Genomic DNA, 26,347 nt, shown 5'->3' on the forward strand with positions numbered 1-26,347 from the left:
AGACGCGCTAGCGTTGCATTTTTGGTAAAATCTGCCCGGAACTTATATTGCAGACGATATAAAACGTTAATCATTTGCTCCCGACGGAGGATTTTTTGCGTTTTTGCGAAAACAGGTCATTTTTGCGGGTGTGTTCTTAGGGACACGTTAAAAAACTTTTGCTTGCCAAAATCCTTCAAACGCAGCACTCTTCGCGCGTTCGGGCATTTTGCGAGCATGGGAAGTCCTTAAGAATTTGCGAGCCGGAAACGCTAATATTCCGGTCAGCCGGTCCCAAAAAACAGCAGGCGTTAAGTCCTGTCTGGAACCGGCGGAGGTAGAGGGGACCTTTTTCTCACATTTCAAGATTGCCTGCCAGCGTCTTCGCAAGAAGGCAATAGCGTAATGCTGCCCGTGTGGATGGCGGGCGGAGACAAAAGGACCTGAGGCATGGCCGAGACTGGCACTGTAAAATTCTTCAATACCGACAAGGGCTTCGGCTTTATCAAGCCGGACAAAGGTGGCGCCGATATCTTCGTTCACATTTCTGCCGTTCAGGCTTCCGGTCTGGCCGGTCTGACGGAAAACCAGAAAGTAAGCTTCGACACGGAGCCGGATCGCCGCGGCAAGGGCCCGAAGGCCGTCAATCTGCAGATTTCAGGCTGAACCCTCGCATAGGCGTGGAATTCGAGTTGAAGCCCGGCAGCGATGCCGGGTTTTGTCGTTCAGCCTTCGTTCAGCATGACGCCGCTAGTTTCAGAACCATTGAGAAGGGACCGCTTCCGGTTCCCGATACCGGGATTTTACGCCATGAACAGGCTTGCAAAGACCATTCTTCTGACCGCAACCGCTGCCGCCCTTACCCTCTCGGCCATCGGCGAAGCCTCTGCAGGCGATCGCTACTGGCGTCATGGCCACGACCACGGCAACGATGCGCTGGTCGGTGGTGCGGTCGGCCTTGCCACTGGCCTGATCGTCGGCTCCGCCATCGCCAATGCCAATAATGGCCCGGTTTATGAAGAGCGCCGCTACATCGACCCGCCGGTCTATGAGCCGGAATATGCTCCGCCGCCGGTTTACCGCGCGCGTCCGGTCTACTCCGAACCCGTCTATTCCGAGCCGGTCTACGGCCGCCCCGTCTATGGTCGCCCAGTCAGCGCCATGGAACCCTGGAGCGCTCAATGGCAGCGCTATTGCTCTTATCGCTACCGCAGCTTCGACCCGCAGAGCGGCACCTATGTCGGCAATGACGGTCGCGAACACTTCTGCGTCGCCAGCTGATAGGCTGAAGATATTCCGACGAAAAGCGCCGCCACAGTGCGGCGCTTTTCTTTTGGCCACACCTCAGCCGGCCTTCTTCTCCCAGGGCATAGGCTTGGCACCTCCGTCCTGTTCAAAATCGGTCGACTGGCTGACGACTCGCCAAGTGCGATCGGCTTCCATTCGCGCGGCATCCGCCTTCTCCACGGCCGCGGCCGCGTCGCTGCCGAGCAGTAGGCGTAGCGGCGGCGTATCGAGCGAGGCAATGTGCAGGACCACGGCGGCCGCCTTGGCCGGATCGCCGGGTTGGCGGCCATTATAGTTGCGTTGGTAATCTGCCATGGCACCAACCGTTTCAGCGTATTCCGGGCGGCCTTCGTAAATCGCCGTCGACGAGCCGGCGAAATCCGTGCGGAAGCCCCCAGGCTCGATCACCGTTACCCTGATGCCGAGCGGCCCAACCTCCTTGGAGAGCACTTCGGAAAAGCCCTCGACACCCCATTTTGCCGCCGCATAGGGTGCACGCCCGACAGGACCGATCCTGCCACCGACGGAGGAGAACTGGATGATGTGCCCCGCCCCCTGCCCGCGCATGACCGGGATCGCCGCCTTGGTCATGATGATTGTGCCGAAGAGATTGGTCTCGATCTGCGCCCGGAAATCCGCAAGGCTCGTATCCTCAATCGGCGCGACATTGCCGTAACCGGCATTGTTGACCAGCACATCGAGCCGGCCGAATGTTTCGACCGCGGTTTTCACCGCAGCTTCCGCAGCCGCCTCATCAGTCACATTGAGCGGCAACGTGAAAACGCGGGGACCATACGCTTCGACGAGATCGGCAAGCTGGCCGGGATCACGCGCCGTCGCGACCAGCTTGTCGCCGGCCTCGAGCACGGCGTCAGCGAGCGCACGCCCGAGACCGCGCGAACTTCCTGTAATCAACCAAACCTTCGACATGGGAAACCTCCTTTTCGGTTCCCTGTCCATTTAGGATCTATTGTTTCCTTTAGAAAGAAGATACCTTGGAGATCTATACACACCTGAAAGTAACTGTAATGAGAGACGACATCTTCGACTTCTGCCGCAATATGAGCGACGAGCAGGATGCACGAGCCCGGCAGATGCTGGAACGCGCCGCCGCCAAATGGCCGCTGCGCGTCCTGCATGTGCTTTCTGAGGCCGATGGCCCCTTGCGGTTTTCAAGGGTGCTGGAGCGGGTGGAGGATATCAGCCAGAAGGTGCTGACACAGACATTACGCACACTCGAAAGCGACGGCCTCGTCATCCGCACACTCTATCCGCAGGTGCCTCCGCGCGTGGAATACGAGTTGACGCCACTCGGCCGCGAACTGCTGACCCAGGTCGTCTCGCTCTGGCGCTGGATCGTCATTCACCTGAATGAATTCGACGCCCCCAAACCGGCTGCAAAAAGCTAGGCCGGAAGACGCACAGTCGCTCTCAGCCCACCGAGCGGGCTGTCGCCAAGCGTGATATTGCCGCCGTGGCTGCGCGCGATATCCCGCACGATGGCAAGCCCGAGACCGGTGCCCGAAGCATCGAGATTGCGTGCGCTATCCAGCCGAAAGAACGGCTTGAACACATCCTCCCGGTACTTCTCCGGAATGCCGGGGCCATTGTCATCGAAGACAATCGTCAGCCACTTCGCACCGTGCTTGGCCTCAATATGGAGCGTGTCGGCATAGCGCCTTGCATTCGAGGCGAGATTGGTCACAAGCCGCAGGAAGGCATTGGGGCGCACCGAGATATGGTCCTCGCCCTCGATGGAATAGGTCAACACCTTGCCATGCAGCTCGAAATCGATCTCGAGCTTTTCGAAGATCTCGCTGAGCTTCAGCTCGCCGACATCCTCCTCCACCTCACCCTTGGCAAAGGCCATATAGGCCTCCAGCATGGTCTGCATATCGTTGACGTCTTCGTTGAGCCCGGCAAGATCAGGGTTGTCCCCGGCGAGCGCCAGCTGCAGCTTGAAGCGCGTCAGGATGGTTCTGAGGTCGTGGCTGACGCCTGAGAGCATCGCGGTGCGCTGCTCCATCTGCCGCTCGATACGCTCACGCATGAGAATGAAAGCAAGGCCGGCCCGGCGAACTTCGTCAGCGCCGCGCGGATAGAAACTATCGGCCTTCTGTCCCTTGCCGAAATTTTCCGCCGCCCGCGCCAGATTGAGGATCGGCCGGATCTGGCCGCGCAGGAACAGGATTGAGATGGCGATCAGCACGAGTGACGCGCCGACCATCCAGAGAATGAAAATATGCGTGTTCGATGCATAGGCCTGGCTGCGTTTGGTGATCACACGCAGGATGCGGTTGTCGAGCTTGATACGGATCTCGATGAGGTTGGAATTGCCGACCGTATCGATCCAGAACGGCCGACGGATTTCTTCGGTGATCTCGTCGCTCAGAATGCCGTCGAGGATCGAGAAGAACGGCTTTTCACGCGGCGGCGGCAGATCTCCATCCGGCTCGATTGAAATCTGCAGGTTGAGCTGGTCGCGGGCAATGCGGGTTATATCGCTGTAATCATCACCCTGCGGATAGGTGTCGATGACCTCGATGATAGCAGCAATATCGCGGGTCACGGCGAGCGACAGCCGCTCCGTCACCATCTGCCAATGACGTTCCATGAAGACCGCTGCGACGACTGACTGCAGAAGCACCATCGGAATGATGATGATGAGCAGCGAACGCGTATAAAGGCCCGTCGGCAATCGCCGGCGCAGCCAGCGCACGAACCAGCGCCAGCCGGGTGCAGGAGAGCGGTCTTCCCGCCGCAAGCTGTCGAATGTCACCATTTGCGCCGGTCCCGAACCCGTCGTTTCAGTCGATGCTCAGCCTGTATCCGATACCGCGCACTGTCTGCAGCCAGACCGGATTGGCAGGATCATCCTCGATCTTGCGGCGCAGACGGTTGATCTGCACGTCGATGGTGCGTTCGCCGACTTCCGCATCGTCTCCGATCAGCTCATGCCGCGGGATCGTGTCGCCGGCCCGGCGGGCGAAAAGCAGCATGATCTCCTGCTCGCGGTCCGTCAGGCGGATCACTTCAGCCGCCTTCTTCAACTCCTTGCGCGTCAGCGAGAAGGTGTAAGGCCCGAACATGATCTGCTCGATCTTCAGCGTATCGCCGCCGCTGTTGCGCCGCAGGATATTGTTGACACGCAGGACGAGTTCGCGCGGATCGAAAGGCTTGGGAAGATAATCGTCGGCGCCGGCTTCAAGCCCGGCAATACGGCTGTCGGATTCGGCAAGCGCCGTCAGCATGATGATCGGCACGTTCTTCACGGCCCTGAGCCCGCGTGTCACCTCGATGCCGGATTCGCCCGGCATCATCACGTCCATGATGATGAGGTCGAAATCGAGCCCTGCCAGCTTGCGCTGCGCCTCGGCCCCGTCAGAGGCAATGGTCACGCGAAAACCGTTTTCCGTCAGGTAGCGGTTCAGCAACGCGCGGATACGGGTATCGTCGTCGACGACGAGAAGATGCGCCGCGTCATCGGAAATGCCTGTCTTGACCGCCATTCAATCCGCCTTCTGTCTGTCTCGCATGCCTCTGAGGAATGCCTTCACGCGCCCTCGCGCCTCCGAGGTAGCTCCCTCGAATGCCCGTTCAATACGGCGTGATTGCGGCTCGGCGAGCGCCAGTGCCAGCTCCCTGCCCGATTTGGTGGGATAGAGCTTGCGCTGTCGGCGATCCTCCGGGCCTGCCACCTGCCGAATATAGCCTGAATCGATCAGTTGTTTCAGCACTCTTGCAAGGCTCTGCTTGGTGATCTTAAGCGTATCGAGCAGATCGGCGACCGTCATGCCCGGATTTCGGTTGACGAAGTGCACGACGCGGTGATGCGCCCTCCCAAAACCGCTCTTTTCGAGAATGGCGTCGGGATCGGATACGAAGTCGCGATAAGCGAAGAAGAACAGCTCGATGATCTCGAAATCGATGATCCCGACATCTTCCATCGGCGTGGCCAGCGGCTCAGGTTTGCCTGCTTTCGAGCTGGTCTGTCGTGGCACTCGGCATTTCCTCTCTCTTGGCGCGAGCCTTGCGGAACTTTCGCAAAATATGTCAGCTTTATTGACGTAATTTGCGTCGCCGCTAGCTTCCCCGAACGTTGCAGGCCCCGCGGACTGTTCTTTCCCCGGAAACTAAAGCCCGCCCGGCAAATCTCCAACGCAACGCGCAATTTCCCCTTGCGTCAGTGGATAGAACGTAATGGGGACAACAATCAACAGACATGGCGCAAACGCGCCGGAGGAGGCAAGGATGGCTTCAGTTCTCTGAAGCTTACGTGCGGCCGATCTCACGACGCGCGGGAGTGAGATGATGAGGGTTTCCGCGCAGGCGAACCGCATCAACGTGGCGAGGACGCCAATATCGTCTTCATCGAGGATGGCGTCATTCACACGCCGACCCCGGATTGCTTCCTGAACGGCATCACTCACCGGACGGTGATTGAACTCGCCAAACGCCGTGGCATTGAAGTCGACGAACGGGCCTTCTTCCCGGAAAAGCTGAGCAGCTTCTCCGGGCGCTGCCAGACCGGTTCGACAGCGGACGTTACTCCCGTGGCTGAAATCGGCCCGTATTACGTCACGCCGGCGACGATCGCCGAAACGCTGATGAATGATTACATGAAAGAATCTATTCGGCCGCCGCTATCGCCGCCGAATAAACCATCCACCGATCATGCCGACCCGGCCAGGCGCGTGCGTTTGCCGGCCGTTTCGTTGTCCAGCGTCCGAACCTTCAGCGTGCCTTGGCCATAACCAGCCCGGCGACCGACGAAAGGATGCCGCCGCCGATCAGTCCGCCAATGCCGTCAGCGATCAGCCCGGTCATTGCTGCTTCCCCGCCGACCATGCTGAGCAGCATGCCGCCGCCAATGCCGCCGATGGCGCCCGCAATCGTGCGGGCAACGACATTGATCGCCTGCTGTTTCAGCGCGGCGCTTGCGACATTGCCGCCGACTGCCCCTGCAACCAGTTGTGTGATGAGCGGAAGTAGCGCTTCCATGATTTTCTCCTCTGGCGATCTCCCCGATCGCCGACTCATGCCATCACCGGATGACATGTTAGAATATTATCATGTTTACGAGGAGAAGTAGAGGATTCTGGCAACCCATGCGAGAGCTCTGCGGATCCTTTATGGAAAGGAGAAAGGCGGCAGCATGGCCGCCTTTCCCATGAGCTTATTGATAGACATAGACGATGCGGCGCGTGCCCGGGTCGACCAGCACCGGCCGATCGTTGATGCGGACATAGCGATACTGGTAATCCGGAATCGTCTCGAATGTCACGTCTGCAGGTACTTCGGCACCGACGACCACATCACCGCCAAGCCGCACGGCCTGCCCCGGCGTGGTGTCGATATAGGTGCGGACTTCCTCCGGCGGCGTAATCGCCTCGACCGAGCCGACCGGACCGATCAGCTCGTCACCGGGTGCAGGCATCGGCTCAGCCGGCACGACACTGGAGGTCGTCTCATAAGTCACCACAGGCACGCCGAGATCGTCGCGATGCTGCTCTACGATGACAGGCGAGCCACCCTGATCGACCTGCAGATATTCGGCATAGACCCAGCCGCGCACGCCGTTTACATCGACGCGGCACCAGCGGCTGCCTTCAATGCAGCCGTCAAGCACGGCTGTCGAGCCGCGCGTGGCAAGGCCGACGGAGGGATATTGCGGGCCAGGCCCGGAGCGGATGTTCAGGTCGTTGATGGACCTCGCCACCATCTCCGCCTGAGCAAGGCCGGCACTCGCAGCCAGAAAGGCGCCGGCCAGCAGAAGGTTTCTCTTCAAGGTCATTCTAGGTCTCCTTGTTGCGATGGGCTGAGAACGCACGGGTTGCGTGGTTGTTCCGCCGCGGCCGGCGTGGCTGAAGAATGGCATAAAGAAGGCCGAAGCAAGCATCTGAAATCGCTTCAAAAATTCACTTGTAGGCAGCGCAGCGCCGCTCTCCGAAAGCCGATAAATTCCTGTTGCAGCCTGTCTTTTCGCGTGAGCCGGCCGAAAATTCAGGCTGCCTTCGGCTGCGTTTGCGCCTATAGAGACAGGCAATTGAAAGACGCGAAGCGAGGCATTCATGGGCATGCTCCAGGCCGGCATCATTCCGGTAACCCCCTTCCAGCAGAACTGCACCATTCTCTTCGACCCCGATACGAAGGAAGGCGTGGTCGTCGATCCCGGCGGCGACGTCTCTGTCATTTCGGGCGTGATCGAAGAGCAGGGCTTCAAGATCAAGGAAATCTGGCTCACCCACGGTCATCTGGACCACGCCGGCGGCGCCAAGGAGCTCAAGGAAAAGCTCGGTGTCGATATCGTCGGCCCGCATGAGGACGACCTGCCGCTCCTGCAGCGCATAGAAACCCAGGCCGAGAAATATGGCATACAGGGCCTGCAGAACGTCACGCCCGACCGCTGGCTGAAGGATGGCGACAAGATCTCCTTCGGCTCTCACGAATTCGAAGTCTATCACACGCCGGGCCATGCGCCGGGCCATGTCATCTATTTCAACCGCGCCCAGAAGTTCGCCCATCTCGGCGATGTACTCTTCAACGGCTCGATCGGCCGTACCGACCTGCCCGGTGGCAATCATCCCCAGCTTCTCGATTCCATCAGGGACAAAGTGCTGCCACTCGGCGACGATGTCGGCTTCATCTGCGGTCACGGCCCAGGCAGCCGCATCGGTGACGAACGCCGTGAAAACCCCTTCCTGCGGGAGATCTGAACGTGAAACATATGAGCTGGCTGAACCCGCCACCATTCTTCGAGGAACGTGACGGCGCGCTCCATGTCCGCTCCGGCGAAAAGACCGATTTCTGGCAGGGCACCTATTACGGCTTCCACCGCGACGACGGCCACTTTCTGCAGGAAAGCCGCAAGGGTGACTTCACCGCCGAGGTCACCTTCTCCGGCAATTATGAAGCGCTCTACGATCAGGCCGGCCTGATGATCCGTGCCGACGAGAAGCACTGGGTGAAATGCGGCATCGAATATACCGATGGGGCCAGGCATTTCAGCACAGTGGTCACCAACGGCAATTCCGACTGGTCGGCCTTCCGCATCGGCCATGACTTCGATGCCATCTCGGTCCGCGCCACCCGCAACGGCGACGCCCTGTTCATTCAGTACAGCACGGACACCATGGACGAATGGCGCATGGCCCGCCTCGCCTGGTTCGATCCCGCTTTCAAAGAGGTGCTGGTCGGTCCCGTCTTCTGCTCGCCGCAACGCGCCGGCTTCGAAGCCGTCTTCCACGATTTCACATTGAACGACCCGCTCTCTCGCGAGATCCACTGAGCCTGCTTGCCGAGGTCAACCGCAAATGCGCTTCGCGCTTCGGCGAAGACCAGATCATTTATGCAATAGCAAAACGCAGCTGACCGGTCTGGCCGGCCTACATCAGCTTCTGGCCGTTCGGCACCGGCCGCTCGACAGCCGCAAGGACGATATCGCCCTTCTCATCGGCAAAACCGAGTGTCAGCACTTCCGAGCGGAACGGGCCAATCTGGCGCGGCGGAAAGTTGACGACGGCGAGCACTTGTCGCCCGACGAGCCGTTCCGGCGAGTAATGAACCGTGATCTGCGCCGAAGATTTCTTGACGCCGATCTCGGAGCCGAAATCGATGAGCAGCTTGATCGCCGGCTTGCGTGCTTCCGGAAAGGGATTTGCCTCGATGATGGTCCCGATACGGATATCCACGCGCGCGAAATCAGCAAAAGTGATCTCTTCAGCCATCACAGTCTTTCTCAGCCGGCGAGCTCTTCGGCGCGCTTGCGGGCAGCCGCAAGCGCCTCGTCGAACAACGGCTGCATGCCATCTTCAGCCATCAATACGGAAAGTGCAGCCGCAGTCGTGCCGCCTGGAGAGGTGACATTCTGGCGCAGGCGCGCAGCGTCGTCGGGGGACTGGTGCAGCAGCTCACCAGCCCCCGCGACTGTTTCCCGCGCAAGACGCATGGCAAGGTCCGCCTGCAGGCCAAGTTTACGGCCCGCTTCTGCCATACATTCGACGAGATAAAACACATAAGCAGGCCCGCTGCCCGACAGCGCCGTCACCGAATCGATATCGGATTCGGAAGGCACCCATTCGACAGGGCCGGACACACGAAGAAGAGCATTGACGCCATCGCGCTGTTCAGCGCTGACACGCGCATTGGCATAGGCGCCGGTCACACCGCGCCCGACCATGGCAGGCGTGTTCGGCATGGCGCGCACCATGGCCGCCTCGCCGAGATGCTTTTCAAGGAAGGCGAGCGTCTTGCCGGCAGCGACCGAAACCACCACCGTCTGAGGCCCGACCACGCTTTTGACCGCCGGAAGCACGGCTTCCATTACCTGCGGCTTCACGGCAAGGAACAGGACCCCAGCCTTGAGACCGGGGGGAGCGGCCGTGACATGGGAGGCACCCGCATCGGCAATGGTCGCCAGCATCGCCGGCGATGGGCCGGGATCGACCACGACCACGGCTGAACCCGGAACGCCGCTCTTCAGCCAGCCGGAGAGCATCGCTCCGCCCATATTGCCGGCACCGATGAGAACGACCGGATTGGCAGCGGAAAAGGCATTCGCAGGCATGTTTTACGCCTCACCGACGGTTTCAAAGAGGACCGCTTCCATCGCCTTATTGGCTTCCATACCGGACCAGACGACGAACTGGAAAGCTTGAAAATAAGCTTCGCAGGTATCGAGCGCGCTGGAAAGCAGAACTTCCACCTGACGGTTCGTGGGCTCGGCACCGCCGGCAAGCAGCAGCGATTGGCGGAAGATGACGACATCTTCCTGCCGCCACAGGTCGAAATGACCCATCAGCACCTGGCCGTTGATCGCCGAGAGCAGCTTCACCACCTCGTTGACCCTGATTTCGGGAACCTTGATGTCGAAGGCGCAGCCAAGATGCAGCGCTTCGAATTCCTCCATCCACGAGAAGGAGACGTGATAGTCGGCCCAGCGACCTTCGACCGTCATCGCGATCTCGTCTTCGCCGGAGCGCTCGAAGGCCCAGTCATTGTTTGAAGCCACGTACTCGATCATGTCGACCGGGTTCGACTGGCGTTCGACTTCCAATTCCATAAGGCTCATGCAGCACCTTCTTGACCGGAATGAATGCGGCCTAACTTCGTGAAAAACACAAAACGAGACACACGCAATACCGGAAACAACCACTGGGGATGATCGCTGAACCGCTGCCAGACTAACGCAGTGAACCTGCCCGGAGCTTACCAATTCGCTTCGAATCATCATTTAAAATCAGTGTATAATGCCCCTTGCACCCTGCCAGCCCCCTTCACGGAAATTTGGCCTGGCCTGCTGTGGAAAGCACTTATGGAATCAAATTCAGCGGGGGAGGTAAAAGACTCTGCCCATTGGCTTTTTTGGCAGTGTCCACAGGTGAAAAATCACACCCGATTTTTTTATCCAAGATGCGGCATGTAACATATGGGCCACGCCGCACCTTATACAGCATCTTCTTTAAGCTGAGTCACTTGCCCTTTGCAGCGAGCTTGGCCTCGAGCGCAGCGATGCGGGCTGCGAGCGCCTCGTTTTCGTCACGGGCCTTGATCGCCATTTCACGCACGGCTTCGAATTCCTCGCGCTTGACGACATCCATGCTGTTCAGCCAGCGCTCGGCATGAGCGTTGAAGGCGGTCTCGACCTCCTTGCGCACACCCTGCGCGGCACCTGCCGCATCGGTCATCAGCTTGGCGAATTCATCCATGATGCGGTTCGTTCCGGTCGTCATGGCGTATTTCTCCCTTCGCACGACGTGAATGTCAGGCCTTGCGGCCACTGAAATGGAGGTAGGGCTTCGCCGTTAAGGATGCAAGCGCTTTGCACGGGATAAGCCCTTGCGCACGGGGCCGTGACGAACAATGTACTTGACCGCCAAAGATCGCAGCGCCATGTTCCGCGCATCTCAACGGGTGGGAAAACCTTGCCGATAGCTGCTGATCTTCTTGCTATAATGCCTTTCCCTAATATCGACCCGATCGCTTTTTCGATCGGCCCGCTGGCGATTCATTGGTATGGCCTGGCCTATGTCGCCGGCATCCTGCTCGGCTGGGCCTATGCCCGCCGCATTGCTGCAAACCATGCACTCTGGCCGAACAATACCTCGCCCATATCAAGGTCCCAGCTCGACGACTTCATCGTCTGGGCAGCCCTCGGCATCGTTCTCGGCGGCCGCATCGGCTACATTTTCTTCTACGATCTCGGCGCCATCATCGAAAATCCGATCCGCGCCGTGCAGATCTGGAACGGCGGCATGTCCTTCCATGGCGGCCTGACCGGCACGACGATCGCCATGATCCTCTTTGCCCGCCGCAACCGCATCCCGATATGGAGCCTCTTCGATATCGTTGCGACGGTCGTGCCCTGTGGCCTGTTCTTCGGCCGTATCGCCAATTTCATCAATGGCGAGCTCTGGGGCCGGCTGACGGATGTGCCCTGGGCAGTCGTCTTTCCGACTGGCGGCCCCTTCGCCCGCCATCCGAGCCAGCTCTATGAAGCCGGCCTCGAGGGCATCGTCCTGCTGCTCGTTCTTGCCGCCCTCGTCTACGGCGCCAAGGCCCTGAAGAGCCCCGGGCTCATCACCGGCGTCTTCGTCTGCGGCTACGCGCTCTCACGCATCTTCGTGGAATTCTTCCGCGAGCCGGATGCGCAGCTCGGCTACCTGCTCGGCACAAACTGGCTGACGATGGGCATAGTCCTGTCCCTCCCGATGATCCTGCTCGGCCTTTGGGCGATCTTCCGCGCCCGCCGCCAGGCTGCTGCCCTGCAGCACTGAAGCTCCCGGAACGACCGCCATGACCACCGCATTAAGCGAAAAGATCAAGACGATCATCCAGGCAAACGGGCCGCTCAGCGTCACCGACTATTTTTCGCTCTGCCTTGCCGATCCCGAACACGGCTATTACCGCACCCGCGAGCCCTTCGGCCGTTCGGGCGATTTCGTCACCGCACCTGAGGTCAGCCAGCTCTTCGGCGAAATGATCGGCGTCTTCGTCGTCCACGCCTGGCAGCGCCACGCAACGCCTGCAGGCGTCCGCCTCGTCGAGATCGGGCCCGGCCGCGGTACGATGATGGCGGACATGTTGCGCGTGATTTCGCGCATCGCCCCGCCGCTCTTCGACAACATGACGATCCATCTCGTCGAAACCAGCGAACGCCTGCGCGATATCCAGAGCCAGACGCTGGAAGCCTATGAAGGCAAGATCAGCTGGCATGCTGGCTTCGACGAAGTGCCCCCCGGCTTCACATTGATCGTCGCCAACGAACTCTTCGACGCGATCCCGATCCGCCAGTTCATCCGCACCTCGACCGGCTTTCGTGAACGCATGGTCGGCCTCGACGCCGATGGCGAACTGATGTTTGCGGCCGGCGTCGCCGGCCTCGATCCAACGCTGCTGCCGGAACCCGCGCAAAACGTGCCGGCCGGCACCCTGTTCGAGATTTCGCCTGCCCGCCAGGCGGTCATGAGCGCCATCTGCGAAAGGCTGCGGATCTTCAGCGGCACAGCGCTTGCGATCGACTACGGGCATCTCGTCACCGGTTTCGGCGATACGCTGCAGGCCGTGCGAATGCACGAATTCGATCCGCCGCTTGCCCATCCCGGCGAAGCGGATCTGACCAGCCATGTCGATTTCCAGCAGCTGGCGGAGACGGCAGCGTCTGCCGGCGTCCACATTAACGGCGCACTGCATCAGGGCGACTTCCTGACCGGCCTCGGCATCCTCGAACGCGCCGCAGCCCTCGGCCGCGACCGCGAGCCGAATACGCAGCAGATCATCCAGAGCGCGGTCGATCGGCTCGCCGGTGCAGGTGAAGGCCGCATGGGCGAACTCTTCAAGGTGCTCGCCGTCTCCTATCCGGCGATCGACCTGATGCCGTTCCGTCCGGTGGATTGACAGCCAGCCTTACGCTCGCCAACATCCGCCGCAAAATGACACCGCTTCGCCGGACAATGTCCGGCCAGGATGACGTCGAACCCTCTCCAAAGCCCCGGAATATTATCAGATGACAGACGCGGCCTCTCCCGCACCGATTGAAAGCGCGCTGCTGAACGAAGCGACCGGCGGCGCGATCCGCCACGGCTATTTCACCCGCGCAGGCGGCGTTTCGCAGGGCATCTATCGCGGCCTCAATGTCGGCCTCGGCTCGCATGACGAACGCGAAAATGTGCAGGAGAACCGCAGACGCGTCGCCGCCTGGTTCGACCTGCCGATAGAGCGACTGGTAACCGTCCATCAGGTCCATTCGCCTGACGTCGTCACCATCGGGTCCGACTATGATGGTGTGCGGCCGCCGGCGGACGCGATGGTCAGTGCGACACCGGGTATCGCACTTGGGGTGCTCGCCGCCGATTGCGGCCCGATCCTCTTCGCCGACCCCGAAAACCGCGTCATCGGTGCTGCCCATGCCGGCTGGAAGGGCGCGCTGACAGGTGTGCTTGAAAACACCATAAATGCCATGGAAGCGCTTGGTGCCGACAGGGCCAATATAGTCGCCTGCCTCGGCCCCTCGATCAGCCAGGCAAGTTATGAGGTCGGCCCGGAATTCGTCGAGCGCTTCCTTGCCTATGATCCGGCCTATGAGCGTTACTTCATCCCCTCCCCGACAGCGGGTCACGCCATGTTCGACCTGCCAGGCCTGACCGTCGATCGGCTGAAAAACGCGGGCGTGCGCGCCGAAAGCCTCGGTCTCTGCACTTATCCCGATAGCGAGCGCTTTTTTTCCTATCGGCGGACCACACATAAAAAGGAGCCGGATTACGGCCGCCAGATTTCGGCGATCAGCATCAGGGAGATGTAAGCAGCATGGCACTTCATTTCGAACGGGCTGAATTCGCAAGCCGGCTTGCCCGCCTGACGGACAGGATGAAGGAAGAAAAGCTCGATGCCCTGCTGCTCTTTGCGCAGGAGAGCATGTACTGGCTGACCGGCTACGACACGTTCGGCTACTGCTTCTTTCAGACGCTGGTCGTCAAGGCTGACGGCACAATGACGCTCCTCACCCGCTCGGCCGACCTGCGTCAGGCCCGGCACACCTCCGTTATCGAGGACATCCATGTCTGGGTCGACCGCGTCAATGCCGATCCGACGATGGACCTCAAGAACCTGCTTGTCGAAATGGACCTGCTCGGCACCCGCATCGGCGTCGAGTACGACACGCACGGCATGACCGGCCGCATCGCCCGGCTGCTCGACGCGCAACTGACGACCTTCGGCCAGATCAGTGACGCTTCCTACCTCGTCAGCCGGCTGCGCCTCATCAAGAGCCCGACCGAGGTTGCCTATGTCGAGCATGCCGCCGTGCTGGCAGACGATGCGCTGGACGCAGCGATCCGCCTGACCAAGCCCGGTGCCGATGAGGCCGATATCCTAGCCGCCATGCAAGGCGCGGTTTTCTCCGGCGGCGGCGACTATCCGGCCAACGAGTTCATCATCGGCTCCGGCGCGGATGCACTGCTCTGCCGTTACAAGGCCGGCCGCCGCAAGCTCGACGCCAATGACCAGCTGACTCTCGAATGGGCCGGTGTTTACGCACATTATCATGCCGCCATGATGCGTACGATCGTCATCGGCGAGCCGACGCATCGCCACCGAGAACTCTACAATGCCTGCCTCGAAACGATCCAGGCGATCGAGACCGTGCTGAAGCCTGGCCATACCTTCGGCGATGTCTTCGACATGCATGCCAGGATCATGGATGAGCGCGGCCTCGCCCGCCATCGCCTGAATGCTTGCGGCTATTCGCTCGGCGCGCGCTTCTCGCCGTCCTGGATGGAGCACCAGATGTTCCATGCCGGCAATCCGCAGCCGATCGAGCCGAGCATGTCGCTCTTCGTGCACATGATCATCGCCGATTCCGACACCGGCACAGCCATGACCCTCGGACAGACCTATCTGACGACAGGTGAAGCTCCTCGTGCACTTTCGCGCCATCCGCTGGATTTCATCGGGGTCTAACCTCCGCAATCACCGGCAAGAATCCGGAATTGACAGACAGGTCCCCCCACCCCCATAAATTCGCACGGGGCTGACGCGAATGTGGGAAGGACGAACCGAGGGATGACGCGAGTTGCGACTGCACCCACGCTCCTGATCTGTCTTGCCTTGCTTTCTGCTTGCAACACGACCGATGCATTGACGCTCACGCCGCCGATGGAAATCGGCAACTCCTCAATAGATCAGCGCTCATCCACACCGGTGACGCAGAGCGAAGCCGAGCGTATGGCCGGAGCGCCGCAGCGGACCTTCCCGGCGACACCCCGCCGGAACAGCTATACGCCAGCTTACAGCGAGCAGACCTATCCGACCCAGCCGAACTACCAAGCGCAAGCCTACCGGCCCGGCACCGGCGCTCCGCCGACGACTATGCAGGCCCAGGCCGATGCGCTTTCCCGTGACGGCTCTTCGCCCGCTGCCTCCGGACCGATCGAAGGCCAATCACTGGCGCCACCATCCGCCGCTGTCGAGCAACCGGCACCGCAGCAGCCGACGCAGACAGCAGCGCTTGATCCTTCGGTTTCATCATCGACCTCGGTACGCGGCAATACAGTGCGCTTCCTGCCCATCATCGGTGCGCCCGTACAAGCTGTCACCCCGCTGTCCCGCCAGCTTGGCGCGGAGGCGCGCGCTCATGGCCTTGCCATCAAGAGCTCCAACGACACCAGCAGCGACTATATTCTGAAGGGTTACCTCTCCGCTTTCAGCGACGAGGGCAAGGTCACCGTGGTCTATGTCTGGGACGTGCTTGACAATGCCGGCGCCCGCCTGCACCGCATTCAGGGACAGGAAAGCGTGCCGACGGCGGCGGCCGATCCCTGGGCCGGCGTGCCCGCCTCCGTGATGCAGCAGATCGCCTCAAAGACGATCACCGAGTTCACATCCTGGCGGCAAAGCCAGGGCGGTTAGTCACAAGCTTTTTATAAATATAAAAGTATGTGACGCCTTAGCCCTTGCATTCACCGGGAAGCTGGCTAAAAAGCGCGGCTATCAGCGCATAACAGGCGGACCAAGATGAAGGTTTTCGCAGGCAATTCGAACCGGCAACTCGCCGAAGCGATCTGCAACTATCTCAATGTTCCCTTAGGGAAAGCCAGTGTCCGAAGGTTTGCCGATCAGGAAATCTTCGTGGAGATCCAGGAAAATGTGCGCGGTGAGGACGTTTTCCTCGTGCAGCCGACCGCCTTTCCCGCCAACGACCACCTGATGGAACTGCTGATCATGATCGACGCGATGCGTCGTTCGTCAGCTCGCCGCATCACGGCCGTTCTCCCCTATTTCGGGTATGCCCGTCAGGACCGCCGCGCCTCCGGCCGCACGCCGATCTCCGCCAAGCTGGTTGCAAACCTCATTACCGAAGCCGGCGCCGACCGCGTCATGACGCTCGATCTCCATGCCGGGCAGATCCAGGGCTTCTTCGATATACCCACAGACAATCTCTTCGCTCTTCCCGTGCTGACACGCGACATCAAGAGCCACTATGACCTCAGCAACGTCATGGTCGTCTCGCCTGACGTCGGCGGCGTGGTGCGCGCCCGCGCGCTCGCCAAGCGCCTGGACTGTCTTCTGGCCATCGTCGACAAACGTCGCGATCGGCCGGGTGAATCCGAAGTCATGAACATTATCGGCGACATCACCGGCAAAGACTGCCTGCTGATCGATGACATCGTCGATTCCGGCGGCACGCTGTGCAACGCGGCCGATGCGATGCTCGCCAAGGGCGCATCCAGCGTCACCGCCTATATCACCCACGGCGTCCTCTCCGGCGGCGCGGTCACCCGCGTCACCTCCTCGAAGCTGCGCGAACTCGTGATTACGGACTCGATCCAGCCGACCACGGCCGTGCTCTCGGCCCACAATATCCGCGTCGTGACGACAGCACCACTGATCGGCGAAGCCATCAGCCGCACGGCCCAGGAAGAATCCGTCTCCAGCCTCTTCGACTAAAAGAGCCGGCATTCGACCGGCTCTTTTGATCTTCGAATTGCAGTTCTCTGACATTTACCGCTGATCCGTGCTGTCCTCTCAAAGATTGACCATCAACGGTCACTTCGCCGTCCGCGCACCATTGCCGTCCGAACTGTTGGTGTCAGCAAAGCCTTTGGTCATCATCATCCCAAAGCCGACCTCGCTGAGATCAGGTGCCTTTCTTGTGAACTCCTGAACGGTGGCAATCGATTTGTCGACCAATATGCCTGTGACACCAGACGCAAAAAAGCCGGCACGAGGCCGGCTCCTTTCGTTTCAGGCTGCAGTTCAGAGCACTTATTGCGGCTGACCCTGCTCCGGTTCCTGCCCCTGCTCCTGTTCGGGCTCCAGCCCCTGATCTTGATCCTGATCCGGTTCCTCGGCATCCGGCCCCTTGATCTGCTGGCCGTTGATCGCCACGGAACCGTCGCCGGCGACGCTGATATCCCAGCGCGAACGGCCATCCGGGTCCGTCTTGGCAAAGCCCTTGGCCATCATCATGCCGAAGGAGACCTGCTGGAGGTTCGGATCGTTCTTGGCAAGCTCCTGGATGGCGGCGATCGACTTGTCGAGATCCCGCGCCAGGATCGAAGCTTGGAGCGAATAATCCTTCTGCGTATCGACGCGGCCCTGCAGCTTGCCGGTGACGTCAATATCGTAGACATCCGAGACCGCTGTGAACTTCGGCAGGTCGACGACGACGACGCCGTCGTGGAAGAGCTTCTCGGCAGCCAGCTTGCCGCTTTCTTCCGAATTGTTGCCCGACGAGAAATCGATCTTCATGAACTCATCGCCGAAAGCGGCGAAATCCATGTCCGGCACGGCGATCTGCATATCGATGCTCTTCGGCAGGAAGGCATGGTAGCTCGCCGGCACGACCGGGCTGTCGAGCGTGACCTCCTGGGCATTCATCCCGAAGGCAAATCGGACCGCATCGCTCGGCCCGTCGACCGAGAAATTATAGCCGAAGGCCTTGGCGCCGCCACTTCCGGCGACGGTGCCGACCGCCAGATTATTGACCGTGATCGTTTCGTTGGCGGAGGAGAACAGCGGAAAGGATGCCTTGAGGACGGACTTCAGCCTTTCGCCGTCTTCCTTGCTGAGCTCCTTCTCATCCACATGGTCAAGGATAAAGAAGACGATATCGCGAATTTCCTTCGCCGGCAGGCTGGCCACATCGGCATTGAAGTCGATCGAATCCGCCTTGATGGTGACCGGCGGCGTCTGCGCGCTGGTAACCGTCTCCGACAGCGCGGTAAACGCGCCACTCGCCTTGAAGTCCAGCCGGCCATTGCCGCTGGCGCTGTCAGTCGAATCGAGCCTGTAATTCAGGCCGGCAAAGCTCGCATCGACCTGATCGGCTTCGGACTTCGACGTGAGGCGGATATCGCTGGCCTTGAAATCGCCGGAACGCAGATAGGCGATCGCCGGATCGAAGACACCGTTATAGACCATCGAGGCAATGGAATAAGTGAAATCGGTGCTCTTGTCGTCCGGCCCCTTGACGTTGCCGGAGATGTTGAAGCTGTTGTTGCCTTCGAGATTCCAGAGCCCGCTGTCGAGCGGTGTGGCGAAGACCGACCAGGGCGTCAGCCCGTTCACCACGTACTTGGTCGTATCCACTTTCGAAAGCAGCTTGGCAAGATCGTAGATAACCTCATAGCGGGTACCCGCCGGGTTGACGGTCACAAAACCACTCTTGGCGAAATCCTCGGGCAGGAAGCCCGTCAGGCTGTCGCGAAGCTTGTTCGCTCCATCCTGATTGATCTCAGCCCCTTGCGCTGCCCCGAACAGCGATAGGGCAACAAGGCTCGTTGTCGTGACAAGTTTGAGACGCATTCACACTCTCCTCAGCCGCTTTGAATGCGGCCATAGGAAGATCGGATATCTTCCGGTGTCAACCCGGCACGTTTGGACAAATGTTATTTTGCGACCACGGCTGAGAGTGAACGTATCCTGCCGGGCACTACCGCACGCGAAGGCCCTCGATTCTGATCTCGCCGTGCGTCAGGCCGCAGTGTTGAGGGTAACCGATTGTTGTTCCATTCGCGCCGGGCGACCGAAATAGTAGCCCTGGGCCTCGTCACAGCCTTCCGACGTCAATAGTTCGAGTTGGCTCAACGTTTCGACCCCTTCAGCAAGCACAGGGATCGACAGGCCGCGTCCCAGCGCCAGGATGGAGCGAATGACCGCCTTTGCTTCCTGACTGGTCTCGACTTCGTTCATGAAGCTGCGATCGAGCTTGATCTTGTCGAAGGGGAACGAGCGAAGGGTCTCGAGCGACGAATAGCCTGTTCCGAAATCGTCGATGGCGATCGCAACGCCCTGCTGCTTGAGCGCACGCATTGCAAGCAGCGCCTTGCTTTTGTCGACGATGATCGATGACTCGGTTATTTCAAGTTCGAGCCGCGATGCTGGCAGGCCCGTTTCCTGGAGGACGGAGCGAACCAGTTCGGCGATGTTTGCATGGGCGATCTGGATGGGCGAAATATTGACGGCGATCTTGATGTCGTCCTTCCAGCTGACCGCTTCCCTGCATGCCTCGCGAAGGACCCATTCTCCGATAGGCATGATTGCACCGCATTCCTCGGCAATCGGAATGAAATCGACGGGCGGAATATTTCCGCGTTCAGGATGGTTCCACCTGAGCAGCACTTCGTAGCCGGTCGTCTTGCCGGTCGCGACCGACTTCTGCACCTGATAGTGAAGGTACATCTGGTCGCGCTCGATCGCGACCCAGAGGTCACGCGCCAGCCTTCTCCTGTCGCGCGACACTTCATCCATGGACTCTTCATAGAAGCAGACATTGCGCCCGACCTCGTGTTTTGCGCGATACATGGCCAGATCTGCGTTTGCGAGAAGCGTTTCGGCGCTTTCGCCGGCGTCGGGGTAAAGTGCGACACCAACGCTTGCGCCGGGGACGATGTGATGCCCCTCGAAATCCATCTTCTCCATGAGCGTGGCTTCCAGCCGCGCAACGAAGTCGTCTAGCTCTGCCCTGTCATTGAAGCGCTTCACGGCCGCGAACTCATCACCGCCAAGCCTAGCGACGAGTTCCTCGTCACGCAGTATCCCGTTCAATCGTGCAGCCAATGTGCTCAACACGAAATCTCCGGCCACATGGCCCATCTGGTCATTGATCTCTTTGAATTTATCCAGATCGATGCCAATCACCGCAACCTTGGTCGACAGCCTTTTGGCAATTGTCAGCTGATGTGAGAGATAGTCATTGAAGGTGGGACGGTTCGGCAGACCGGTCAAAGCATCGTGCTTGGCCATGAACGCGATTTTCTCTTCGCGCGCCAGCCGCTCGGTAATGTCTTCGAATGTCGTAACCCAGCCACCATCCGCGAGAACATTGAACGTCGCAAGAATTGACCGGCCGCTCGTCGTCTGATGCACAAGGGTCTTCTGGCCGGAGCGCATGGTCGCCATATGCCTGCGATAGTGATCGGTCGCCCTCGAATCCGCGGCGTCACAATCGCCTAAAACGATCTGATAGCCGTTGCGAACGATCTCGGAATAGACAAGACCTGGGCGAATGAAATTCTCAGGGAACCCGAAGAGCTGGCTATACCTGGCGTTTGCGAGGATCAGCCGCTCATTGCGGTCAAACATCGAGATGCCCTGGCTCATGTTCTCCAGTGCCAGATCGAGGTTCCTCGATACTTCTTTGATGCGATCCCCGTCGATCTTTGCCTGCGTGATATCGCGGGTAATCTTCACGTATCCGATGAGATCATGGCCATCGTCATACACGGGTTGGATGACGACATGTGCCCAGAACGAGGATCCGTCCTTGCGAAAACGCAGCCCCTCTGCCTCAAATCTGCCGTTGGCGAGAGCGGATTCGAGCGCTCTCTGCGGAAGGCCATTCTGCTGATCCTCTATGGAGTAGAACCGGGCGAAGTTCTGGCCAACGATATCAGCGGCGCTATAACCCTTCGCGCGTTCCGCCCCCGTATTCCAGTTCGTCACGACGCCTGAAGGATCGAGCATGTAGATTGCGTAATCCGTCACGCCCTGCAAAAGCAGCTCAAACTTGGTTTCACTCGCACTCGCCTGCTTGGCCGCCCGAAACGCAATGATCGATGCCGAAATGCCTGAGGCGAGCATTGAGATCGATACGACGAGAATGATCGCCAGAAGGAACGGCTTGGAAAGCGCCTGCGGCTCGATCGCGTTTGCGCCCCCTTCGATAATCGTTAGCGCGCCCATTGCGGTGAAGTGCATCAAGACGATGCCGAGCGACAATGCAGATGCAGCAGCGAGAATGCTCCAGTTCGAACCTTTCCAGTTCTTTGTGAGCGTGAACCCCCAGGTCGCCATGGCAGCCGATACGATCAGCGCAGCAGTAACGAGATGCTGATCCCAGACGATGGTCCCAGGAACCTGCAGACCGGCCATACCGACGAAATGCATGGCTGCAACGCCGACGCCAAAGACAAGGCCTGCAGCAATATTGGCTTGGGAACCCGGAAGCGATACCGCGGCAAGGCCGGCCACAAAGGTAGAGGCGAAGGCTGCGCCGAGCGAAATAAGCGTCAGGTCGCGATCATAACCGACGACGATGCCCGGATCATAGGCGAGCATGGCAACGAAATGCGTCGACCAGATGCCGAAGCCGCCTGCCGCCCCCGCCACGGAAAGCCAGATCCAGCGCGGCACGCCGTTTGATCTGCCAGCGCTTCTCAGGAACAGGATCGTTCCGAGATTGGACACAAGGCATAGGACGGCAGCTACCAGAACCAGCGTATAGTCATGTTGGTATGTCAGGCAGTATACGATCGCAAACATGAGAAAACCCATTCTTTTCAAGCCTGACATCGGTCTTGCCGCGTTAAAGAAGGGATAATCCGGCGTCTTCACAGGTAAAGTGGAACCTTCTGTTCGACTTTGTGATTAACGGCCAAACAACGAAGGCTTATCAGCGGTTTTTGGAATTACTTGCAAAACACCAGGGATTGCATTTCGCGATCTTTCGGGTGTAGTGCCGATGAGGCGCGATCAGCGGATACGGCCAACGGCATTGGTCCTGTCGACCGAGCCTGTCACCGCTTGCGTTTGCGTGACACTTATATTATAGGCCACGCGTCCGCGTAGACACCCTTGGAGGCAACGCGGATGAGGATGGGCTTGCCCGCCTCCGGTCCGACGGCACAAGGCTTCAAGCTCGCCGCGGGCTCTCCAAATAACCTCGAAAGGACTTGCCATGAGCCACGAAACTTACGAGCTCAAGGCCGAGGCGCGCGAACGGGTTGGTAAGGGGTCCGCCCGTGAACTCCGCCGCAACGGCTTTATTCCCGCTGTCATCTATGGTGACAAGCAGGCCCCAGTTTCTATCGCTATCAACACCAATGAGGTGACGAAGCGCATTCATGCCGGTGGCTTCATGACCACCGTTGCGACCATCGACGTCGACGGCAAGAAGTACAAGGTTCTGCCGAAGGACTATCAGCTCGATCCGGTCCGCGACTTCACGATGCACGTCGATTTCCTGCGCGTATCTGGCAACACCCAGGTTACCGTTGAAATCCCGGTTCACTTCGTCAACGAAGACAAGTCCCCGGGCCTCAAGGTCGGCGGCGTTCTGAACATCGTTCGTCACGAAGTCGAAGTTCACTGCCCGGCTGACGCCATCCCGGAATTCTTCACTGTTGACCTTTCCGGTCACAAGATCGGCGACAGCATTCATATTTCGGAAGTCACCCTGCCGAAGGGTGTAACGCCCGTCATCGCCGATCGCGACTTCACCATCGCGACGATCATTGCTCCGGCTGGCGGCATCGACGAAGCTGCGGCCGAAGGCGAAGCAGAAGCCTGATCGCTTCTACCAATTTGTAAAGCATAAGGCCCGTTTTCCGTGAGGAAGACGGGCTTTTTCATTGCCGAAAAAGGCTTATTTCAGCAACATTTAACACATTTATGGAAGCATGCTCCGGCTGGTTGCGAAGTCCCCGCCCTGCTGCGTGACCGCAGAATATTCCGACCCCGTGGAGCAAACGGAACCATGAATAATTCCGTTGAGAACAGATTTTTTGCGATTGTTTGCGGCGCGCTGCTTGTTTTTGTAGCTCCCCTCTTTGTTCTTTTTCTTTTCCTTTCCTCTGAGCGTGCCGACAAGGAAATACGCGACCATATTTCCGTTCTTCTTGTGGCGAACGCCCAGGCGCTCGCCAAGCCGCTTTGGGATCTCGATGCCGATAGCGTGACCCAGATCAGCGCGACGGTCGTTTCGCAGGGCGCCATCGTCAAGGTGGAAGTCCGCGACCAGTCCGGCGAGCTCGACGTCAGCCAGTCGACCATTCCGAGGTCCTTCGATGGCAAGCTGGTTCAGGTTTCCCGCGCCATCATCTACAACACCGTCGATGGACCGAAGAACCTCGGCAGCATTTCCGTCTTCTATCCGGCGCTCGGCCTGTTTTCCGGCCTGAAGCAGGAAGAGGTCGTCTTCATCTCGATCTTCATTTTCGCGGTGCTGGCCGTTTTTGCCACCGCACTCATCGGCAACCGCATCTTCGTCATCCAGCCTCTGATGCGCCTGACGGCTGCGATCGAGGCGACACGCCAGCTCGGCTCCCGCCACCATGTCGACTGGCAGTCGAACGACGAAATGGGCCGCCTCGCCCAGAGCTTCAACGAAATGCAGACGAAGCTTGAAAACGAGGAAACCGAGCTGAAGCTTGCGCATCGCCGCACCACCGATATCTACAACCTGACGCCCGCCATGCTCTTCTCCCTCGACGAGGAAGACCACATCACCGCCGTCAGCGACTACTGGCTGTTTGCGACCGGCTATCACCGCGCCGCCGTCATCGGCCGGAACTTCTCCGATCTCGTTACCTCCTTCACCCGCGACAAGTTCATCAAGCGCAAGAGCCAGCGTGAGAACGGCACCGGCGGCGTCACCGTCAAGTTCATCTGCATGGACGGCCGCATCATGGACGTCCTGATCATGGAATCGGCGCTCACGACTCACGGAGAGGAAGGTCAGTCGCTCTCCGTCATGACCGATGTGACGGAGCTGAAGGCCTCCGAAGACCGCAACCATCGCCAGGCAATCACTGACCATCTGACCGGCCTCCTGAACCGCCAGGGCTTCGAAGCCGTGCTCGACAGCAAGATCGCAGCCGCCGATGCCGCCGATCAGGAACTCGCCTGCCTATTCGTCGACCTCGACCGCTTCAAGTGGATCAACGACAATATGGGCCACGCCGCCGGTGATGCCGCCCTCATCGAACTCGTCGAGCGGCTGAAGACGCTGCTTGCTCCCTCCGATGAAGCCGCCCGTCTCGGCGGCGATGAATTCGCCATCCTGCTGCCGGCAAAGAATGCAGAAAAACGCGCCCGCGCCATGTGCGACCAGATCGCTTCGATCTTCGAGACGCCCTTCGGCCCGGACATGCATCTCAGCGCCTCTGTTGGCATTGCGATCTATCCTCGCCACGCTGCGACCGCCGCCGAACTGCTGCAGAAATCCGACATGGCCATGTACGCCAAGAAGCGCGATGGCAAGAACGGCGCACAGATCTTCGATAGCGGCATGCTCGATCATGCCCGCCGCCGCGCCGAGATCGAAGCCCATATCGAAGCCGGCCTCGCCGACGACTGGTTCGAGGCCTATCTCCAGCCGATCGTCAACCTGAACGGCCGCGGTATCGCCGGCTTCGAGGCGCTGATGCGCCTCAATCATCCGCAGAAGGGTCTCATGCCACCGGCCGAGATCATCAGCGTGGCCGAAGAGACTGCCAAGATCGTCCGGGTCGGCAATGTCATCATGGAAAAGGCGATCGCCAATCTGGCGAAGATTTCTCGCCTGCCCGGCATGCAGGACACCTATCTCGCGATCAATTTCTCGCCGTTGCAGTTCGAGCCGGCGCTCGCTGCCCGCCTTGCCGCCATCCTCGGCCGCCACGGCATCCTGCCGGATCGTATCGTCGTCGAGATCACGGAGGCTGTGCTGATGCACGACAACCCGCAGATCCGCATGATCGTGACGGAACTCCGCCGTTTCGGCTGCCGCATAGCGCTTGACGATTTCGGCACCGGTTATTCGTCGCTGAGCTATCTCAACCGCTTCCCGGTCGACATCATCAAGATCGACCAGTCCTTCACCCGCGCCATCAATGATGCTGACGATGACGTGCGCCAGAAGAGCCGCATGCTGATCGAAGGCATCACCACGCTGTCGCACAAGATGAACTGCACCGTCATCGCCGAAGGCATCGAGACGGAGGAGGAATGCAGTACGCTGCACCAGATGGGCCTTGATTATGGTCAGGGCTATCTGTTCCACCGTCCGCAGAATGCCGCCAAGCTGATCGAGGAACTAAGCAGCTCGCTGCCGAACGTGGCACGCGCTTCATGAACTGACGAAATATGGGAGGTATCGCGATGAAAAAGCTGCTGCTTCTTGCACTTTTGACCCTACCCTGCTTTGCCACATCTGCCTCGGCCGAGACGGTATCCTTCGTGACCGAGGAATACGCCCCCTTCAACTACCGCGACGGAAAAGTCATCAAGGGCGCGACCGTCGAGCAGGTCGAGAAGATCATGGCCGATATCGGCGTCGAGTATACGATCGAGATAATGCCCTGGGCCCGCGCCTTCAGTCTCGCGCGCGCGACACCCATGACCTGCGTATTCGCAACCGCCCACAATGCCGCGCGTGACGGCCTGTTCAAATGGGTCGAGCCGCTTCTCATCGACCGCAACATCCTGATCACCCGCCAGGGTTCGGGCGTCTCTGCCACCAATCTTGAAGAGGCAAAGAAATACGTCATCGGCACACAGCGCGACGATTACACGGAAGTGACGCTGAAGGAGAAGGGCTTTACCAAGCTCGACGTCGCCAGCGATTTCAACGCAACGCTGCGAAAGCTGCTTGGCGGGCGCATCGACATGATGCCGATCTCCGAACTCTATTTCGACAAGCTGAAGGCCGACCAGCCGCTGGAAATGGTGACGATACTGTCCTCCCAGCCGATGGGTATTGCCTGCGAGAAGAATTTCCCGGACGATCTCCTGGCCCGCATGCAGGCCTCGCTGGACAAGCTGATCGCCAGCGGCGAACAGAAGCAGATCTTCCTGAAATATGGTCTGCATCTGCTGAAATGAT

At 59.6% G+C, this 26,347-nt stretch carries 27 protein-coding genes and 1 pseudogene; 15 read left to right on the plus strand and 13 right to left on the minus strand.

Annotated elements, in window-relative coordinates:
* The first annotated feature begins 429 nt into the window (after positions 1-429).
* Positions 430-645, plus strand: a complete 216-nt coding sequence (locus AB8B33_RS15420) for a cold-shock protein (protein WP_007824341.1) — start codon at positions 430-432, stop codon at positions 643-645.
* 144 nt (positions 646-789) lie between these two features.
* On the plus strand, positions 790-1,260 hold the full coding sequence (locus AB8B33_RS15425; RefSeq protein WP_007824345.1) for a BA14K family protein: 471 nt from the start codon (positions 790-792) through the stop codon (positions 1,258-1,260).
* Between the two features lie 63 nt (positions 1,261-1,323).
* On the opposite strand, the gene AB8B33_RS15430 is transcribed toward AB8B33_RS15425, so the two are convergent.
* Positions 1,324-2,196, minus strand: a complete 873-nt coding sequence (locus tag AB8B33_RS15430; protein ID WP_439016036.1) for an oxidoreductase — start codon at positions 2,194-2,196, stop codon at positions 1,324-1,326.
* A 65-nt stretch (positions 2,197-2,261) separates the two neighbouring features.
* Between AB8B33_RS15430 and AB8B33_RS15435 the strand changes: the two genes are divergently transcribed.
* Complete coding sequence (locus tag AB8B33_RS15435) at positions 2,262-2,675, plus strand: winged helix-turn-helix transcriptional regulator (protein WP_439016038.1); 414 nt, start codon at positions 2,262-2,264, stop codon at positions 2,673-2,675.
* Here AB8B33_RS15435 and AB8B33_RS15440 read toward each other — a convergent pair.
* From AB8B33_RS15440 to AB8B33_RS15455, 4 genes are all read right to left on the minus strand, one after another.
* Positions 2,672-4,048 (minus strand): ATP-binding protein, encoded by a 1,377-nt coding sequence (locus AB8B33_RS15440; protein WP_113323657.1) that lies wholly within the window; start codon positions 4,046-4,048, stop codon positions 2,672-2,674. The genes AB8B33_RS15435 and AB8B33_RS15440 overlap by 4 nt on opposite strands.
* A 25-nt stretch (positions 4,049-4,073) precedes the next feature.
* A complete protein-coding gene (locus tag AB8B33_RS15445; protein WP_216755349.1) occupies positions 4,074-4,775 on the minus strand; it encodes a response regulator in 702 nt (233 codons plus the stop codon).
* A complete protein-coding gene (locus AB8B33_RS15450; protein WP_439016039.1) occupies positions 4,776-5,267 on the minus strand; it encodes a MarR family winged helix-turn-helix transcriptional regulator in 492 nt (163 codons plus the stop codon).
* A 132-nt stretch (positions 5,268-5,399) separates the two neighbouring features.
* The gene (locus AB8B33_RS15455) at positions 5,400-5,657 is read right to left on the minus strand and encodes a hypothetical protein (protein WP_439016040.1); all 258 of its coding nucleotides are present in this window, start codon (positions 5,655-5,657) and stop codon (positions 5,400-5,402) included.
* Between AB8B33_RS15455 and AB8B33_RS15460 the strand changes: the two are divergent.
* Positions 5,622-5,894: pseudogene (locus tag AB8B33_RS15460) on the plus strand (aminotransferase class IV); the annotation flags it as partial. The gene AB8B33_RS15455 and the pseudogene AB8B33_RS15460 overlap by 36 nt on opposite strands.
* A 106-nt stretch (positions 5,895-6,000) precedes the next feature.
* Here AB8B33_RS15460 and AB8B33_RS15465 read toward each other — a convergent pair.
* Positions 6,001-6,267, minus strand: coding sequence for a hypothetical protein (locus tag AB8B33_RS15465; protein WP_113323654.1), 267 nt, complete (start codon positions 6,265-6,267; stop codon positions 6,001-6,003).
* A 175-nt stretch (positions 6,268-6,442) separates the two neighbouring features.
* Positions 6,443-7,060 (minus strand): DUF1236 domain-containing protein, encoded by a 618-nt coding sequence (locus tag AB8B33_RS15470; protein ID WP_439016041.1) that lies wholly within the window; start codon positions 7,058-7,060, stop codon positions 6,443-6,445.
* Positions 7,061-7,337: 277 nt separating this feature from the next.
* On the opposite strand from AB8B33_RS15470, the gene AB8B33_RS15475 reads away from it, so the two are divergent.
* Positions 7,338-7,982, plus strand: coding sequence for an MBL fold metallo-hydrolase (locus AB8B33_RS15475; protein WP_439016042.1), 645 nt, complete (start codon positions 7,338-7,340; stop codon positions 7,980-7,982).
* A gap of 11 nt (positions 7,983-7,993) precedes the next feature.
* Positions 7,994-8,554 carry a DUF1349 domain-containing protein gene (locus tag AB8B33_RS15480; protein WP_439017259.1) on the plus strand — a complete coding sequence of 187 codons (561 nt, stop codon included), beginning with the start codon at positions 7,994-7,996 and terminating at the stop codon, positions 8,552-8,554.
* A gap of 97 nt (positions 8,555-8,651) precedes the next feature.
* Here AB8B33_RS15480 and AB8B33_RS15485 read toward each other — a convergent pair whose 3' ends face one another.
* The 4 genes from AB8B33_RS15485 to AB8B33_RS15500 form a co-directional block, all read right to left on the minus strand.
* The gene (locus tag AB8B33_RS15485) at positions 8,652-8,993 is read right to left on the minus strand and encodes a tRNA-binding protein (protein WP_439016043.1); all 342 of its coding nucleotides are present in this window, start codon (positions 8,991-8,993) and stop codon (positions 8,652-8,654) included.
* Between the two features lie 11 nt (positions 8,994-9,004).
* A complete protein-coding gene (gene proC, locus AB8B33_RS15490) occupies positions 9,005-9,832 on the minus strand; it encodes a pyrroline-5-carboxylate reductase (protein ID WP_439016044.1) in 828 nt (275 codons plus the stop codon).
* Positions 9,833-9,835: 3 nt separating this feature from the next.
* The gene (locus AB8B33_RS15495) at positions 9,836-10,336 is read right to left on the minus strand and encodes a YbjN domain-containing protein (RefSeq protein ID WP_113323648.1); all 501 of its coding nucleotides are present in this window, start codon (positions 10,334-10,336) and stop codon (positions 9,836-9,838) included.
* A 400-nt stretch (positions 10,337-10,736) separates the two neighbouring features.
* Positions 10,737-10,997: an accessory factor UbiK family protein gene (locus AB8B33_RS15500; RefSeq protein WP_113185736.1), complete on the minus strand. Its 261-nt coding sequence runs from the start codon at positions 10,995-10,997 to the stop codon at positions 10,737-10,739.
* A gap of 192 nt (positions 10,998-11,189) precedes the next feature.
* On the opposite strand from AB8B33_RS15500, the gene lgt reads away from it, so the two are divergent.
* From lgt to AB8B33_RS15530, 6 genes are all read left to right on the plus strand, one after another.
* Positions 11,190-12,041: a prolipoprotein diacylglyceryl transferase gene (gene lgt, locus AB8B33_RS15505; protein WP_439016045.1), complete on the plus strand. Its 852-nt coding sequence runs from the start codon at positions 11,190-11,192 to the stop codon at positions 12,039-12,041.
* A 19-nt stretch (positions 12,042-12,060) separates the two neighbouring features.
* Positions 12,061-13,161: a class I SAM-dependent methyltransferase gene (locus AB8B33_RS15510; RefSeq protein WP_439016046.1), complete on the plus strand. Its 1,101-nt coding sequence runs from the start codon at positions 12,061-12,063 to the stop codon at positions 13,159-13,161.
* A 109-nt stretch (positions 13,162-13,270) separates the two neighbouring features.
* Positions 13,271-14,065 carry a peptidoglycan editing factor PgeF gene (gene pgeF, locus AB8B33_RS15515; protein ID WP_439016047.1) on the plus strand — a complete coding sequence of 265 codons (795 nt, stop codon included), beginning with the start codon at positions 13,271-13,273 and terminating at the stop codon, positions 14,063-14,065.
* Between the two features lie 5 nt (positions 14,066-14,070).
* Positions 14,071-15,222: a M24 family metallopeptidase gene (locus AB8B33_RS15520; RefSeq protein ID WP_439016048.1), complete on the plus strand. Its 1,152-nt coding sequence runs from the start codon at positions 14,071-14,073 to the stop codon at positions 15,220-15,222.
* A 102-nt stretch (positions 15,223-15,324) separates the two neighbouring features.
* Complete coding sequence (locus AB8B33_RS15525; protein WP_439016049.1) at positions 15,325-16,170, plus strand: hypothetical protein; 846 nt, start codon at positions 15,325-15,327, stop codon at positions 16,168-16,170.
* A 105-nt stretch (positions 16,171-16,275) separates the two neighbouring features.
* Positions 16,276-17,208, plus strand: a complete 933-nt coding sequence (locus AB8B33_RS15530; protein WP_007824382.1) for a ribose-phosphate pyrophosphokinase — start codon at positions 16,276-16,278, stop codon at positions 17,206-17,208.
* Between the two features lie 318 nt (positions 17,209-17,526).
* On the opposite strand, the gene AB8B33_RS15535 is transcribed toward AB8B33_RS15530, so the two are convergent.
* Together AB8B33_RS15535 and AB8B33_RS15540 are read right to left on the minus strand one after the other, a co-directional pair.
* Positions 17,527-19,068 carry a hypothetical protein gene (locus AB8B33_RS15535; RefSeq protein WP_439016050.1) on the minus strand — a complete coding sequence of 514 codons (1,542 nt, stop codon included), beginning with the start codon at positions 19,066-19,068 and terminating at the stop codon, positions 17,527-17,529.
* A 168-nt stretch (positions 19,069-19,236) separates the two neighbouring features.
* Complete coding sequence (locus AB8B33_RS15540; protein ID WP_439016051.1) at positions 19,237-22,026, minus strand: bifunctional diguanylate cyclase/phosphodiesterase; 2,790 nt, start codon at positions 22,024-22,026, stop codon at positions 19,237-19,239.
* A gap of 415 nt (positions 22,027-22,441) precedes the next feature.
* On the opposite strand from AB8B33_RS15540, the gene AB8B33_RS15545 reads away from it, so the two are divergent.
* The 3 genes from AB8B33_RS15545 to AB8B33_RS15555 all read left to right on the plus strand — a co-directional run bounded on the left by AB8B33_RS15545 (position 22,442) and on the right by AB8B33_RS15555 (position 26,346).
* A complete protein-coding gene (locus AB8B33_RS15545; protein WP_439016052.1) occupies positions 22,442-23,053 on the plus strand; it encodes a 50S ribosomal protein L25/general stress protein Ctc in 612 nt (203 codons plus the stop codon).
* 186 nt (positions 23,054-23,239) lie between these two features.
* Positions 23,240-25,597, plus strand: coding sequence for an EAL domain-containing protein (locus AB8B33_RS15550; RefSeq protein WP_439016053.1), 2,358 nt, complete (start codon positions 23,240-23,242; stop codon positions 25,595-25,597).
* A 26-nt stretch (positions 25,598-25,623) separates the two neighbouring features.
* Complete coding sequence (locus AB8B33_RS15555) at positions 25,624-26,346, plus strand: substrate-binding periplasmic protein (protein WP_439016054.1); 723 nt, start codon at positions 25,624-25,626, stop codon at positions 26,344-26,346.
* Position 26,347 lies beyond the last annotated feature (1 nt).

Origin of the sequence: Rhizobium sp. 768_B6_N1_8 (genome assembly GCF_051811225.1) — a bacterium.
Taxonomy (GTDB): Bacteria; Pseudomonadota; Alphaproteobacteria; order Rhizobiales; family Rhizobiaceae; genus Rhizobium.

Bases quoted from the DNA above. Each gene is read 5' to 3' on its own strand.
- AB8B33_RS15420 (WP_007824341.1), top strand. From the start codon at position 430: ATGGCCGAGACTGGCACTGTAAAATTCTTCAATACCGACAAGGGCTTC.
- AB8B33_RS15425 (WP_007824345.1), top strand. From the start codon at position 790: ATGAACAGGCTTGCAAAGACCATTCTTCTGACCGCAACCGCTGCCGCC.
- AB8B33_RS15430 (WP_439016036.1), bottom strand. From the start codon at position 2,196: ATGTCGAAGGTTTGGTTGATTACAGGAAGTTCGCGCGGTCTCGGGCGT.
- AB8B33_RS15440 (WP_113323657.1), bottom strand. From the start codon at position 4,048: ATGGTGACATTCGACAGCTTGCGGCGGGAAGACCGCTCTCCTGCACCC.
- AB8B33_RS15445 (WP_216755349.1), bottom strand. From the start codon at position 4,775: ATGGCGGTCAAGACAGGCATTTCCGATGACGCGGCGCATCTTCTCGTC.
- AB8B33_RS15465 (WP_113323654.1), bottom strand. From the start codon at position 6,267: ATGGAAGCGCTACTTCCGCTCATCACACAACTGGTTGCAGGGGCAGTC.
- AB8B33_RS15470 (WP_439016041.1), bottom strand. From the start codon at position 7,060: ATGACCTTGAAGAGAAACCTTCTGCTGGCCGGCGCCTTTCTGGCTGCG.
- AB8B33_RS15475 (WP_439016042.1), top strand. From the start codon at position 7,338: ATGGGCATGCTCCAGGCCGGCATCATTCCGGTAACCCCCTTCCAGCAG.
- AB8B33_RS15480 (WP_439017259.1), top strand. From the start codon at position 7,994: ATGAGCTGGCTGAACCCGCCACCATTCTTCGAGGAACGTGACGGCGCG.
- AB8B33_RS15485 (WP_439016043.1), bottom strand. From the start codon at position 8,993: ATGGCTGAAGAGATCACTTTTGCTGATTTCGCGCGCGTGGATATCCGT.
- proC (WP_439016044.1), bottom strand. From the start codon at position 9,832: ATGCCTGCGAATGCCTTTTCCGCTGCCAATCCGGTCGTTCTCATCGGT.
- AB8B33_RS15495 (WP_113323648.1), bottom strand. From the start codon at position 10,336: ATGAGCCTTATGGAATTGGAAGTCGAACGCCAGTCGAACCCGGTCGAC.
- AB8B33_RS15500 (WP_113185736.1), bottom strand. From the start codon at position 10,997: ATGACGACCGGAACGAACCGCATCATGGATGAATTCGCCAAGCTGATG.
- AB8B33_RS15510 (WP_439016046.1), top strand. From the start codon at position 12,061: ATGACCACCGCATTAAGCGAAAAGATCAAGACGATCATCCAGGCAAAC.
- pgeF (WP_439016047.1), top strand. From the start codon at position 13,271: ATGACAGACGCGGCCTCTCCCGCACCGATTGAAAGCGCGCTGCTGAAC.
- AB8B33_RS15520 (WP_439016048.1), top strand. From the start codon at position 14,071: ATGGCACTTCATTTCGAACGGGCTGAATTCGCAAGCCGGCTTGCCCGC.
- AB8B33_RS15525 (WP_439016049.1), top strand. From the start codon at position 15,325: ATGACGCGAGTTGCGACTGCACCCACGCTCCTGATCTGTCTTGCCTTG.
- AB8B33_RS15530 (WP_007824382.1), top strand. From the start codon at position 16,276: ATGAAGGTTTTCGCAGGCAATTCGAACCGGCAACTCGCCGAAGCGATC.
- AB8B33_RS15535 (WP_439016050.1), bottom strand. From the start codon at position 19,068: ATGCGTCTCAAACTTGTCACGACAACGAGCCTTGTTGCCCTATCGCTG.
- AB8B33_RS15540 (WP_439016051.1), bottom strand. From the start codon at position 22,026: ATGTTTGCGATCGTATACTGCCTGACATACCAACATGACTATACGCTG.
- AB8B33_RS15545 (WP_439016052.1), top strand. From the start codon at position 22,442: ATGAGCCACGAAACTTACGAGCTCAAGGCCGAGGCGCGCGAACGGGTT.
- AB8B33_RS15550 (WP_439016053.1), top strand. From the start codon at position 23,240: ATGAATAATTCCGTTGAGAACAGATTTTTTGCGATTGTTTGCGGCGCG.
- AB8B33_RS15555 (WP_439016054.1), top strand. From the start codon at position 25,624: ATGAAAAAGCTGCTGCTTCTTGCACTTTTGACCCTACCCTGCTTTGCC.